The organism is Mucilaginibacter terrae, from assembly GCF_042679325.1.
GTDB classification, from domain to species: domain Bacteria; phylum Bacteroidota; class Bacteroidia; order Sphingobacteriales; family Sphingobacteriaceae; genus Mucilaginibacter; species Mucilaginibacter terrae.
In genome coordinates this window covers 234,166-247,735 of sequence record NZ_JBHTMJ010000012.1, presented here as the reverse complement: position 1 = coordinate 247,735, position 13,570 = coordinate 234,166, and the positions used below count along the sequence as shown (strand labels likewise).

Below are 13,570 nucleotides of genomic sequence, written 5' to 3'. Positions count from 1 at the left end.
GATCTGCATTCTCACCATTATATATGAAGAATTTAACTACAGTCATGATGCTTTGTGCCGCTTTCACCGTTGGCGTACTAAGCAGCTGCAAAAAACTATTTGATAATCCGGACATCAACAACAATCCCAATGCAGTTACCAATGTTGACCTGCCCACGCTGATGGGTGGCACTTTATTAGGCGTAGGGCTGCTGCACGAGGATACTGATGTACGCATTGCCTCTATTTGGGCCGGAGAGCTGAACGGATTAGCCCGTGCACATCTGGGTTACGCTCAATACATTGTGTCGGCCCAGAACTTTACCTGGAGCCCGTTGTATCCGGTAGCCGGACAGGCACGGCTAATGCAATTAAAAGCAGACTCAATAGGTAATGCCTGGGGCAAAGGCATTGGCCAAGTGCTGGAGGCATTAGTTATAGCCAAAGCCACTGCCTTATACGGTGATGTACCCTATAGTCAGGCTTTTGATGCAACCCGATACCCTACCCCTGTTTTTGATAAACAGTTGGACGTGTATGCTGCGCTGCAAACTACGCTGGATAATGCTGTTGCCAATCTTTCTGCATCCACAGGCTCTGCTTATCCAACCAAGGATTTTATTTACAAAGGTGATGTAAAAAAGTGGAAAGCTGCGGCGAACACCTTGAAAGCACGATTATACCTGCATACCGGCAATTATGTGCAAGCTGTGAGATATGCACAGCAGGGTATTGCCGGTACGGATGCTGATGCATTGATACCTCATGGTACAGGTATAGGTGTGGATATTAACCAGAACTATGATTTCTTTGCCGTATCGCGTATTGGAGATGCAGGATTCGATGGGGCTTACTTGCCTAAACTGATGCAATCCCGCATCCGGTCTATTAATACCAAGACGGACGAAACTGCGCTGTACAATTACTTCTTTAAATCAGGCATTACAGCCACTAACAGCCTTGATGGCAATACAGTTGATGGTGCCTTTATAGCCAGTGCATCGCAGCCGATTCTCACCTATTATGAAAACCAGCTGATTTTGGCAGAAGCCCAAGCAAGGTTGGGGAAATACAATGAAGCTTTGAGCGCACTCAATACTGTAAGAGCAAGACTAAATAGCGGCATATTCAACGGCCGTACGTTTGGCAGCGCTGGCCGCAAGTATGATGCCTACACACTGGCTGATTTTGGCCCTGCCGGATTAGCCAACAGTACCAGTACTATTAACGTTCAGGTTGCTATGCTGTATGAAATTATTTCGCAGCGGTATATCTGTTTCCTGATGCAGTACGAGGCATTCAACGATTACCGCCGCCTGGCCGTCGCTATTCCTGTGGTGCAATTGCCTATCCCATTATATGCAGGTTCGCAAAAGCCGCAACGGTTCATTTACCCGCAGGTTGAAATTAATACCAATCCGAATGTACCCAAACCGCTTGCCAATCAGTTTACCAAACTTCCTGTGTTTCCTTAATATGAAAATATTTAGCTACTGCTTATGAAATTAAATAGTCGGGTATCTTCTTTGTCGGAACGTAGTGGGATAAGATATTTTACCTTTATTGCTCTTTATTTTGCCGAAGGGTTACCAATGGGTATTTTATTTATCGGTATCCCAGCCTGGATGGCGATGAACAACAAAACGGTTACGGAGATCGGCGCCTTCGACGTGGCCTGTGCCATGCCCTGGACGTTCAAATTTTTCATTGCTCCGATGATGGACCGGTATACCTTTCTGCCCATGGGGCGAAAGCGACCTTGGGTAATTATATGCCAAACGGGTCTGTTTTTAAGTTTGCTGGTCATGGCTTCTATAAAAGATCCCTTAAATCATCTGTCCTTATTAATCGCCGGTGGGTTTTTCGTATCTATCTTCGGGGCTGCCCAGGATGCCGCCACCGATGGTTTAGCAGTAGATAATATACCTCCAGAGGAACAAGCCCGTGCGAACGCTTTTATGGGCGGTGCGCGAATGATCGGCAGTTCCTTCGCACTGGCGCTGAGCACCTGGCTACTGGAACGGTACAATTTCTTCGTTTCCACAGCTGCCATTGGTATTATGGTAGGGTTAATTACGTTGGTACCGATACTCATCAGGGAGCATCAGGAAGAGCGGTTATTTCCCTGGTCGGAGGGTCAGGCTACAAAAAGCAATAATGAAATTCAGGTCAATAGCTGGATTGAGATGTATCGTTCCTTATATGCCGCCTTTAGCCTAAAGAATGCTTTTCTACTGGCCTTACTACTGTTTCTGTCGCAGGGATCATATAATTACTTTGAAAAGCTGTTGCCCATCTTTGCGGTAAAAGTTACCGGCTGGACGCACATCTATTACTCCAATGCTTTTGCTGTAGCCGACCTGACCGGCGGCATTGCAGGTATCCTGCTGGGCGGCTGGCTCCTCGAGCGCTTTGGCATGAAACGCATGATCTATATTTATTTTTCCTTCATCTGCGCTCAGGCATTGCTATTAAGTTTCCTAAAGCTTTACTGGACAAATACTACCTATCTATACAGCTATATTGTAGTTTATCGCTGGGTAAATGCTTTTGCCAAGATCGGGGTGTTTGCCATTGCCATGCAGTGCTGCTCAAAGCGGGTCTCCGCTAGTCAGTTTACGTTTTACATGACTATTGGTGCGGTAGGTTCTATGGTGGGTGCAGCGTTGATCAGCCCTGTGAAAAATAACTTCAGTTGGGAAATATCCTTTATTTTCTTCGCTATCATGATGGTAATATGCGCCATTAACCTCCGCGCATTAAACATCGAAAAATTAGAACAGCAGATAGAGGGATTAGAAGATTGTAATAAGATTCGGAACGAATGAATTCTATTTAGGTAATTATATAACGGGTCAATACGGATAGGGCGAAACACTGTTTTTTAGCTGAATTTCAGTAGGTTTTTGAGTGACAGTGATGTTACCTGCCTGATCGATTTTTATTAAGCCCATTTCTTCAAATGCTTTCAACCAGCGTTGCATAGGCAAAACATCCCATTTTTGCCGGTAACGCGTAGCGTTCTCAATAATCGAATCAAAATGGTTTAACGGTGGATCGTGCTTATCATGATATTGGTGTAATATGTAATCGAGTACAAAGATCAGCCTAACTCCCATTTTTTGAAACGACATGGCAAAATCCGTATCTTCGGCGCCATACCCTTTAAAGGATTCATCAGAACCGCCAATTTTTTCAAACGTTTGCTTTTGAATAGCAAACATCAAAGACCAGAATTGCAAATGTTGAACCGGCTGCCCGGCCGGTATACGCTCCCGGGCAGGGTGCGTTATTGCTTTATGCTTTAGCTCACCATAATTGCCTGTGTTTGGCACTACCGGCAGATACAAAGGATAAGCTGCGATTATATTATCCGCTTGCAAACTCATCAGCAAATTTTCAAACAGTGTTGGCGATACGATGCAGTCTACATCTATAAAAATGACGTTATCGGTTTGTGTAGCGGCTATTCCCCAATTTCGCGCTGTAGCCAATGGCAATTCATGAATGTCGTTAACCAAATGGACATTCACATTCAAACCATCCGGAGTTGCTATTTCGTCCAGGTCGTCCATACAAACGACATGTATATCATAGGGAAGAATCGTAGATGCTTTTATAGAGTCAAGAAGATTAGCTAATTGTTTTCGCCTTCCCTTAACAATCGTTACAATACTGAATTCAGGCATACCAGTTTCTCATTTTTTGGGCTATATCTTCAGGTGCTGACGCATTCACCAAATCTTTGTGAAATGGTGTAAACACTTTGCTTTTTTCAGCAAGTTTTGCCACTGCTCAGCGCTGAGCGATTCTTGCGCTAACAGCGCAATATTTTGATCAGCTAATACCTTTGCATGTACCATTTGCTCGTCATACGGTCTGCGCTCCGGAAGCAGGATCAATCGTTTACCAAGCGACAAAAGTTCTGCGATTGTGCTTTGGTCGGCTGCAGAAATCACTACTTCTCCAACAACAGCTCTACTGACGTCTTTAACTGGACCCAGTAGTGTACAATTTTTACCTAAATCATAATCTTGCCTATTACCGACAATGGTAAACTGTGTTTTCTGATTTTTCGTTATATTTTTAAGCACTGATACATTGTAATTATCATAGCCCAACAAGATCGTTACGTTATTAATATCTGAACGGTTGCTTCGCTTCAAACCATGGCCTGCATACTGTGAGATATATCCGCTACAGTATGTTTTGGGTGCAAACTGATAGTTCGCTTGTTCCAGATAAGAAGGAAAATGAGCTACAATATAATCTGCCAGTTCATGAGCAAAGACCTGTGTCGAATCGTTCATAATATTTCCTGGCAGGTGAACTAAAACTACCGGTACGCCCATGCTTCGAACCATGATCGCCAACTCAGGAACACCGTCGCAGTATAAAGCTTTTGGTTTATAGCGCACTATCGCATCAACCAGCGCTTTTGCCCGCTCCGCAGGCTCTATTGCATAAGGCGTAACTTCAAAAGCCTTTGAAAAGGTATGAGGTGGTATCTCATAGCCAACCGGATACTTTGGCGGAAGCTCCAGCACTTGAACGTCGTGCTTTTGATGCAAATACCCGGTTATCTCCGTGTTAGTTGTTATCGCTATAACCTTAAAAAAGACCGATAAGGCAGGATACAACAAATTGAATGTTGCCCTATGTCCGTTGCCGTGCGCATGTACAAAATAGAATATCGTCGACTTCGTCATTGCTCAACCGTTTTCGCTATGCGTTCATAGACCTTTACATAAGCCGCTGATGTTTTAGCCATATCGAAGGAGGCTGCAAAGTTTCTACATGCTTCTGGCTCCGATTTCTTAGCGATTTCTAATGGCTTTATTAGATCCTGCCAGTCATGTGAATCAACTGCTATAGATAATTTTCGTTGCGCAACTCCGGCGGTATGGCCGTATTAAACCCAATGACGGGTAAACCGCTTGCAAGCATCTCCACCGTGCTCTTACCAAAAGGCTCTTCCTAGGTAGCGGTAGCCAAAAATACCGAAGCGCCTGCCACAATTTCACTCAATTGCTGCTGAGTAACATGGGAGATGTATTCGATATGTTCATTTAGCTATGGCTGAACATGGTCGCGGAAATATATATCGTCGAAGATAGCACCCACGATCTTAAGCGGTTTTTTTAAATGATTGGCCAGATTTATAGCGGCTTCAACATTCTTCTCTTTTGTAATACGCCCGCTCCATAATAAATACCCGTCAGCATTTCGTGCGTGTAACTTCCACTTTTGGAGTGACGTTCCAATTAAAATCGCGGCCACCTCTTTGCCTATAAATGGCTTCCATTGTTCGCTCATTCGGCCCGAAACACTGATAGGTAATACAGGCGCATGTTTCATAAAAAATTTATAAATCAGTACAAATTTTTCCATTGGCGGCAGATGTAAGGTCAGTAAGCTTGGTGTTTTAAAGAGAGCGCCGACTGCATAGATCTCTGGTATGAATGAATTGTAGTGGATGACGTCGTATCGACTTACGTCGAACATTCCATACTGTAGCGTTTGATAGTGCTGCTGTCCAAGCCATTCCGGACATGGCCGGTACGAATCATCTTTCATACTGAACGGACTCTCGTGAAATTCAATAACTGAAACAGATTTTTTTCATCCGCGTCTTTTGCTATCACATCGACTGTATGCCCCAGGCGCACTAATTCGTTTGCGTGCTCCACGATAAATACTTCCGTACCTCCATTATATGGCTCACGGAGCGAGATGAATGGTCCGGCAACTATGAGTATCTTCATATCACCTTTTCAAAATAATTTACATAGCGCATTGCCATCGTTCTCAAAGAAAATGCTTCTGCATGGCGCCTTACTTTGTCGCTATCCAGTGGTATTGCAGCTGCAATCGCTTTTGCAAGAAATTTCACGTTTTTTTGCTCCGCAACAACTCCGCTCTCAACATCTACCAATTCGAGAAAAGCACCGCAGTCAAACCCGGCTACCGGCACCCCGATGACATGGCTTCAAGGTTGGTGAGACCAAACGGTTCTTCCCAGCGCACGGCATTTACCATAGCGGCTGCACCTTTCATATGCAAGTGTACCTCAGATTGTTTTAAATGACCAAGGTATGTATCGTTTTCCGTCATACGAGGCTTGATCTGTTCATCAAAATATTTCTCATCGTCGAGTGGACCGGCAAACTTCAACGGCATATTTATTTCGTGGGCGGCGTCTATTACAATGTCCAGACCTTTAGCATGCACTATCCTTCCAAACCAAAAAAGATAGTGGCGATTTGTGCGTACAACCGGCCACTCAACCAGGTCAACTCCATTATGAATAACTATTGACCCGTTATCTATATACGGCTGCCACGTAGCTTGGAATGACTTTGAGGGCAAAACGAAATGGAGATTTTCGGAACCCGAGCAGATCTTGATTGCTGCTTTTAACTTGCTGGTTGGTGGCGTATGTACGGTTGTGACCACTGGAATTGAAACCTTAACACCCCATAGTATCGGCAGCTCATGCGTCGAATTATTGTGAACGACATCGAAATTATTTTGTTCAATGTCTTCCAGTATCGAGAGATATTCATCGTTCTCATATATTTCGAAATGCTTGTCTTCCCGATGCTCATCCTCATAAAAACCTATTACATTCAGTTCCGGGTCACTATCTGCATGTGCATACAAAGTGACTTGGTGGCCAAGACGTATGTACGCTGCACATAAAGCGTGGGTGAACGCTTCTAAGCCCCCCCGAAATGGCTCAACTATTGGTAGTCTGGTTTTGGCTATAACAGCAATCTTCATATGCCAGCTTATTTTAATGTTTGCGGGTGTTGAGAGACTACTTGAAACACGCGGTCGTCTGCAAGCATAGCTTCTTCACCAATAACTTGGGGCAGCAATGCTTCTCTATATAGCTTTATGTAGTTCGAAGTCATATTTTGTATATTCATGTTCGATGCAAATGCTGCACAAGTATCCGGACCAATCACATTACTTTTTCTAACTAACTCTACCAAGTCTTGCCAACGGAGAGATGCGGTTGTCAATACGCCTTCATGCTCCCAATCGGGTGGAACGGCGGTACTAAAGCCAACAACAGGTACGCCGCTCGCCAACATCTCCAAGGCTGCCAAACCAAACGGCTCTTGCCATGTAGCCGTTGCGAGATAAGCTGATGCTTTTTTCGCTAAGCTGCTCAGTTCGCGCTGCGTTACGTGCCCAACATATTGAATTTGACTGTTGAGATGCGGTTTAACATTCTTATCAAAATAATATTGGTCAGCAATTCTGCCAGCGATCTTCAACGGCAGTTGCAGATGCTTTGCCACGCAAATGGCCGCTGCGACATTTTTTTCTTCATTTATTCGTGCCGACCACAGCAGATACTCACGGTCCTTTGACCTTTTTGGACCATAGATCCATATTTATACCATTGCAAATGAGCGGCATATCTATTCCAAGCGCTCGATCCCATTGACGTTTGACCCGTTCTGAAATCGCTACGAACATCATATTGCTTCGCCGGGAAAGTTTTCTATACGCAACTATTCGTTTTTTGTCAGCCGGTGAGTGTAGCGTAAGAAACGAAGTTTTATTGAAATGCGATCCTGCCTTTAACAGATGCGGGTAGAACATATTGTAGTGAATGACATCATATGAATTGACATCTAAATTTTTGAACTGACGCTTTTCTATAGAACGTTTAAAAAATCCAGGTATTCCATTAGTAAATGCAGTAAACGGGTTTACGATGGTGAAGTTAGCGTTAGTTTCCGCGTCTTCCGCAACAACATATACATCATGCCCTTCATCAACAAGTTCGTTGGCAAATGAAACTATAAACGCTTCTATACCGCTGTCATAAGGCTCTTTTAGTGATATGCCGGGACCTGACACAAGTAAAATATTCATAATAAAAAAGAACCGCTCTGTATATTTAGTATTCTGTCCGTATAAAAGGTTACATACAGATGCTCATCAAGAGTTATGTTCGTGGCATTTCAATATAATTGACTAATTACATATAAAAAAATAAAAGGTAGAAATGTTTATCTGATTTGTAAAAATAGTTTTTGAGTAGGGTAATGACGATTCCTACCACAAGATAATATCTTTTGAAATTCTTGATGCCTTACCCTATTTGATGTGGGGGGAGGATTATTGTAGTTCGTGGCTGAAAAGATGCTGTTGACGCATAAAGTTAACTGCTTGAAAATTAATGATTAATTTGGTTAAAATTATTAAACCAATTAAGATGCTAAACGAAAATGTTCAGTAATCCATCGAAGAATCAACTGAAAACCAGGTTGTCCTACCATATATTTTTTTGGCTGACTTACTTTAATCTTTATTGTTTGATAGTAGTATTTGGGATATACCGTATAACAGATTATAACTTTTACCTAAAGCTGCTGCTATTTTTTCCGATAGACATTGCACTTGTATACCTTAACTTATACTTTTTAATACCGCGCTTTCTGGCGGCTCATCAATATTTTTATTATGTTCTGTTACTAATACTTTCAATATTAATTTTTTCATGCTTTAATATCGGGTTAAAACAGGTTTACGCAAATAATGGTTCGAATTTGTTCGCCACTATGCCAGGATTTAGTTTTGCCGGTTTATTTGGGGCTATCTATGAGCGCTTTTACTTGGTTGTCATTACCGCTTCTGGAAAGTTAGCAAAGGATTGGCTTGTCAGTAAACAATGGATCAAGGACAAAGAAAAACAGTATTTGGAGACTGAACTTAATTTTTTAAAATCACAAATCCAGCCACATTTTTTTTCAATACACTTAATAATCTATATTCTTTAACACTTCAAAAGTCTGATAAAGCGCCCGATATTGTATTGAAACTTTCGGAGTTGATGAGCTATATGTTGTATCAGTCCAATACACCAACAGTCTTACTGGAGGACGAGATTAATTATCTGCAAAACTACGTTGAACTTGAAAAGCTTCGATTTGGCAAACGGTTATCGGTAGAATTCCTCATTGAGGGCGAGATAGGTGACATAAAAATTCCGCCGCTCATATTGATCCTTTTTGTAGAGAACAGCTTCAAACACGGGGTTAAAAATTTTATTGATAAAATTAAAATATCAATCTGCATAAAAATAAGCGATAATTATTTATGGTTCGAAGTCGACAACTCGGTCATGCCCAATGATGAGAACAAATCCATTGGAGGCATCGGGATAAAAAACGCTAAAAGAAGACTAAGTCTTTTGTTTGCTGACCGGTACGAATTGGAGACAAGCCAGCAAAACGGGCGTTATGCTGTTAACTTAAAATTCCCAGTATGAATAATATAAAGTGCCTTATTGTAGATGATGAGCCCCTGGCTATAGATGTGATTGATCATTACCTGAAGCGGATACAAAACGTTTGTATTACAAGTTGCGGGAACGCTTTAGAGGCCTTTAAATTAATGGGCGAATCGGACTTTGACATCATTTTTTTGGATATAGAGATGCCGGTTCTTAATGGTCTCGATTTTCTTAAAACGATTAGTAAACCACCGGCTATAATTATTACAACGGCGTACCGTGAGTACGCGGTAGAAGGTTTTGATTTTGAAGCGATTGATTACCTCTTGAAACCGATCCCGTTTCCACGTTTTTTGAAGGCATTTGAAAGGGCGGTAAAGATCCTAAAACCTGCAATACCCTCAGAAGGAAAGAAACAGGATGAATATATCTTTTTGAAAACTGAAAAGAACCATGTGAAAGTCTTTATAGACGAAATATTATATATAGAAAGTTTAAAAGATCATATCAGGCTGAAAACTGCGACATCGGAATGGGTCTCTTACCAGTCGTTAGCCGCAATTACTGATGAATTGCCTGCTGAGCGGTTTTTAAGGATACACAGATCATTTACTATAGCCCTAAACAAGGTAACCAGCATCAAAGGAAGTTCAGTAGAAATTGATGGTAAGCTGATCCCATTAAGCCGCGAACAAAAAGAGATTGCGTTACAAAAGATCTTGAATAAAAAATAGTTAAGACATTTAAAAAGCTAATTATGAAAATTAATAAATTGATTCACAAACTGCTCCTTATAGCCTCGCTTGTCACCTTTTTTGTTACAACAAGTTATTGCAAGGTTTTTGGAGGGAGCAATAAAGCGGATATGGCATCCCGCAACCCAGCGGACACCACGGGCAAAAGAATATTTACAAACATCTGTGCATCTTGCCATACAGGATCAATTCAATCATTGGCTCCCGGATTATCAGTCATGTCCAATATGTCACCAAGGGCCATATTTGCATCTCTTAATACAGGTAAAATGCGCCAGCAGGGCGCTGCCCTATCTGAAGATGAACGCAGGAAAGTAGCTAAATATATCACTAAAACAGTGCTAAAAAACACAGTATTGCCAAAAGAAGCCTATACTCCGTTTTCGATGGTAAAAAACAAGCCTCTGACCGACCACTCCGGATGGGGGAATAACCTGGAAGGAACCGGGTTCAGAAGCACTGCACAAGCAGGGATCTCCTTAAAAAATGTGGCTACCTTAAAGTTAAAATGGGCATTTGCATTTCCAGATGGCACAATAATTCACAGCAAACCGGCAGTTGCGGGTGAATGGCTTATAGTAGGCAGTCAGTTTGGGAATGTTTATGCCATCAATAAAAATAGCGGGAAAATAGGCTGGGAATTCGCAGCAAGCGCACCCGTTCGGGGCGCGATCAGCATTATAAAAAAAGGCACTGGTATGATGGCAGTCTTTTCTGATTACAGCACGAATGTATATGCTTTAGATATTGCCACCGGCAAACTCCTCTGGAACAAGAGGACTGGTTACGAACCGCAGTCTGCTAATACCGGATCGGTAGTTTCGTATAACGGAAAAATATTTGTTCCTATTACATCGGCAGAGGTATCTGCCGCAGGTGCCAATGCTTATGACTGCTGCTCTTCTTCCGGCGGCGTAGTTGCGCTGAATGCGGCTACGGGAAACATCATCTGGACTTACAGGATCATAGCAAAGGCAATACCAACAGGTAAAAAGAAGAACGGGAAGCCGTTTTTCGGTCCGTCGGGCGCACCGGTATGGTGCAGCCCTACTATAGATACCAAACGCGGATTGCTTTATATCGGAACGGGGCAGAATTATTCGGAACCATTTACAAAAACGAGCGATGCCTTACAGGCTATTAATATGCAAACAGGAAAACTGGTCTGGAATTTCCAGGCTACAGGAAACGACACCTACAGTTCAGCTTGCCCACTGAACGTGAACTGCCCGGAGACACAGGGCCAGGACCTTGACTTTGGTATGGCCCCTATTTTGGTCAAAGGACCAAACAACCAGGATATATTGCTTGCAGGCCAAAAATCGGGGGTTGTGTTTGCCCTAACTCCCGGTGGTAAATTAATCTGGAAATCCCGCATAGGAAAGGGAGGTAAACTGGGTGGGATCCATTGGGGGATGGCAACCGATGGTAAGTATGTATATGCTGCCAATGCAGATAACTATTATGCGCTTGACATCACGGACACCGTTCAAAAACCTGCGCCGGGAATTTACGCGCTTTCGCTTAAGACTGGTAAAATTATCTGGAATACCGCATCACCTGCATGCGCTGACGGTAAGTTCTGTTTACCATTCAATTCAGCGGCACCTTTGGTTATTCCAGGGATCGTTTTTGCCGGTTCTCTAAATGGGCATATAAGGGCATATGCGTCATCTTCCGGCAAGATCTTATGGGATTTCGATATCATACAAGAATACGAAACAACGAGTGGACTTAAAGGAAAAGGCGGCGCAATTGATGGCCCAGCCCCGGTAGTAGCAGGCGGGATGTTATTTGTTAATTCTGGCTATGGGATGTTTGGGGAAACGCCGGGGAATGTATTGTTAGCTTTTGAAACGGAAAAGCTTAAATAGCTAAGAATTGTATATGAAACTATTCGCGCTGTCTCGGTCATTAAATTTAAAAGCTTCGATATACGTGCAGATTGTGCATACTATATGTAATTACTCACAGATCATTCCAGATTGGCCTCGAACCACTTTCTTGAGGATTTAAAACAAATCGCCGGCGTCTTCTAATTGGTTCGAGCCCAATCTGGGGACATTCTATATAATTTTCTATTGGTGTAAAATAGAAGCAACCATTAATTGCTTTTAAACTTATAATTTGGGCTTGCTCTACCTTACTGATAAGTATATTGCGGAATGATAACCTATGAACAGATCAACTGACATTTATAAAAGAAGAATAAATCAGGTGATCGATCACCTTAACGATAATCTGGACAGGTCTGTTTCCCTCGAGGAATTAGCTTCTGTTGCATTTTTTTCGCCTTTTCACTTTCACCGGATCTTTGTTGCTATGATGGGTGAAACCGTTCATAATTTTACCAATAGGATGCGCAATGAAAAAGCTGCCCGTCTTCTTAGATTTTCCAAAAAAACTATTGCTGAAATTGCAACTGAATGCGGCTTTTCCTCTACGGCAACATTATCGCGTTTATTTAAACACTATTTCGGCGTTTCACCGGGTCAGTATCGAAAAGGCGAAAAAATAAAAAACAGCAAGATTCGCAAAGATTTACAACCAATAATTGAATATCATTGTGACTTGACGCAGGATGAATTGGAAAAACGTTTTCCTGTTCAGATTAAGCAACTGCCGGAAAGGAGGATCGCATATATCAGGGTGACTGATGCTTTTAAGGAGCGCGTAGTGATCGCTGCATTTGCAAAACTGATTCATTGGTCAAAGGATGAAGGCCTGTATCCGTCGGAAACTATTTTTGGCATGTCCAAGGACGACCCGGAAGTAACTCCAAAAGAGAAGTACAGATATGAATCATGCATAACGTTGCCAAAAGATTTTAAGGTGAGTGCGGACAGCCCGGTACAAATAACTACACTGCCTGCATGCAAATATGCCTTTACCAGAGTATCAGGCGACATTAATTTGGTTGCAACGGGTATCAATTATTTGTTTGATAACTGGCTGATCAATAGAGATTATGAATGCGAAGCGCAACCCGGACTGGAGATGTTTTTGGACAAAGAAAATGTATGCAACTAGAGCCATTTCGATCTGGACATCGGGATTCCTGTTAACGCGGTAAATAATTTCAAATAAAAAAAATAAGTAAAATGAAAAAAATAGTATTGCTCACCATAGTTGTAGCCGCTTCTTTTTTGTCAGGTTTTACAGTAAACACAATCATTAGCAACAATAAACAAAAATTGAAAAAAGTAACAGGTATAGGGGGTGTATTTTTTAAGTGCAAGGACCCTAAAGCGATCAACGAATGGTATAAATTACATCTCGGTTTTGACACCACACCGTATGGAACCAGTTTTGAGTGGCGTGAGGCAGGCGACGGTAACAAAAAGGGGCTTACCCAATGGAACCCTTTTCCAAACGACACAAAATATTTCGCGCCCTCGACTAAGGATTTTATGATCAATTACCGGGTTGATGATCTGGAGCAACTGGTTGCAGAGCTTAGGAAGGAAAATGTGACCATCGTTGATAAGATAGAAACATTTGAATATGGTAAATTTGTTCATATTTTAAGCCCTGAAGGAAACAAAATTCAACTGTGGGAGCCAAAAGATTAATAGGCAAA

At 42.2% G+C, this 13,570-nt stretch carries 14 protein-coding genes; 8 read left to right on the top strand and 6 right to left on the bottom strand.

The window, feature by feature from the left end; translation table 11 throughout:
• The first annotated feature begins 23 nt into the window (after nt 1-23).
• Both ACFQ3S_RS12965 and ACFQ3S_RS12960 read left to right on the top strand, forming a co-directional pair.
• Complete coding sequence (locus ACFQ3S_RS12965) at nt 24-1,454, top strand: SusD/RagB family nutrient-binding outer membrane lipoprotein (protein ID WP_377165059.1); 1,431 nt, start codon at nt 24-26, stop codon at nt 1,452-1,454.
• 24 nt (nt 1,455-1,478) lie between these two features.
• The gene (locus tag ACFQ3S_RS12960) at nt 1,479-2,807 is read left to right on the top strand and encodes an MFS transporter (RefSeq protein WP_377165057.1); all 1,329 of its coding nucleotides are present in this window, start codon (nt 1,479-1,481) and stop codon (nt 2,805-2,807) included.
• 27 nt (nt 2,808-2,834) lie between these two features.
• Here the strand turns inward: ACFQ3S_RS12960 and ACFQ3S_RS12955 are convergent, their stop codons facing one another.
• From ACFQ3S_RS12955 to ACFQ3S_RS12930, 6 genes are all read right to left on the bottom strand, one after another.
• Nucleotides 2,835-3,668 carry a glycosyltransferase family 2 protein gene (locus ACFQ3S_RS12955; RefSeq protein ID WP_377165055.1) on the bottom strand — a complete coding sequence of 278 codons (834 nt, stop codon included), beginning with the start codon at nt 3,666-3,668 and terminating at the stop codon, nt 2,835-2,837.
• Between the two features lie 45 nt (nt 3,669-3,713).
• A complete protein-coding gene (locus ACFQ3S_RS12950; protein ID WP_377165053.1) occupies nt 3,714-4,688 on the bottom strand; it encodes a glycosyltransferase in 975 nt (324 codons plus the stop codon).
• A gap of 364 nt (nt 4,689-5,052) precedes the next feature.
• The gene (locus ACFQ3S_RS12945) at nt 5,053-5,556 is read right to left on the bottom strand and encodes a hypothetical protein (protein ID WP_377165051.1); all 504 of its coding nucleotides are present in this window, start codon (nt 5,554-5,556) and stop codon (nt 5,053-5,055) included.
• Nucleotides 5,557-5,943: 387 nt separating this feature from the next.
• Nucleotides 5,944-6,762 carry a glycosyltransferase gene (locus tag ACFQ3S_RS12940; RefSeq protein ID WP_377165049.1) on the bottom strand — a complete coding sequence of 273 codons (819 nt, stop codon included), beginning with the start codon at nt 6,760-6,762 and terminating at the stop codon, nt 5,944-5,946.
• Between the two features lie 8 nt (nt 6,763-6,770).
• Nucleotides 6,771-7,340 carry a glycosyltransferase gene (locus ACFQ3S_RS12935; protein WP_377165364.1) on the bottom strand — a complete coding sequence of 190 codons (570 nt, stop codon included), beginning with the start codon at nt 7,338-7,340 and terminating at the stop codon, nt 6,771-6,773.
• Between the two features lie 7 nt (nt 7,341-7,347).
• Nucleotides 7,348-7,872 (bottom strand): glycosyltransferase, encoded by a 525-nt coding sequence (locus ACFQ3S_RS12930; protein WP_377165047.1) that lies wholly within the window; start codon nt 7,870-7,872, stop codon nt 7,348-7,350.
• A gap of 689 nt (nt 7,873-8,561) precedes the next feature.
• Between ACFQ3S_RS12930 and ACFQ3S_RS12925 the strand changes: the two genes are divergently transcribed.
• The 6 genes from ACFQ3S_RS12925 (at nt 8,562) to ACFQ3S_RS12900 (ending at nt 13,562) form a co-directional block, all read left to right on the top strand.
• On the top strand, nt 8,562-8,780 hold the full coding sequence (locus tag ACFQ3S_RS12925) for a hypothetical protein (RefSeq protein WP_377165045.1): 219 nt from the start codon (nt 8,562-8,564) through the stop codon (nt 8,778-8,780).
• The gene (locus ACFQ3S_RS12920; protein ID WP_377165362.1) at nt 8,726-9,271 is read left to right on the top strand and encodes a sensor histidine kinase; all 546 of its coding nucleotides are present in this window, start codon (nt 8,726-8,728) and stop codon (nt 9,269-9,271) included. The genes ACFQ3S_RS12925 and ACFQ3S_RS12920 overlap by 55 nt, the downstream gene beginning before the upstream one ends.
• Nucleotides 9,268-9,969 (top strand): LytR/AlgR family response regulator transcription factor, encoded by a 702-nt coding sequence (locus tag ACFQ3S_RS12915; protein ID WP_377165043.1) that lies wholly within the window; start codon nt 9,268-9,270, stop codon nt 9,967-9,969. Before ACFQ3S_RS12920 ends, ACFQ3S_RS12915 begins: the two co-directional genes overlap by 4 nt.
• A gap of 23 nt (nt 9,970-9,992) precedes the next feature.
• Nucleotides 9,993-11,864 carry an outer membrane protein assembly factor BamB family protein gene (locus ACFQ3S_RS12910; protein WP_377165041.1) on the top strand — a complete coding sequence of 624 codons (1,872 nt, stop codon included), beginning with the start codon at nt 9,993-9,995 and terminating at the stop codon, nt 11,862-11,864.
• Between the two features lie 301 nt (nt 11,865-12,165).
• Nucleotides 12,166-13,020, top strand: coding sequence for an AraC family transcriptional regulator (locus tag ACFQ3S_RS12905; protein ID WP_377165039.1), 855 nt, complete (start codon nt 12,166-12,168; stop codon nt 13,018-13,020).
• Between the two features lie 71 nt (nt 13,021-13,091).
• Nucleotides 13,092-13,562: a VOC family protein gene (locus tag ACFQ3S_RS12900; RefSeq protein WP_377165037.1), complete on the top strand. Its 471-nt coding sequence runs from the start codon at nt 13,092-13,094 to the stop codon at nt 13,560-13,562.
• Nucleotides 13,563-13,570: the final 8 nt, after the last annotated feature.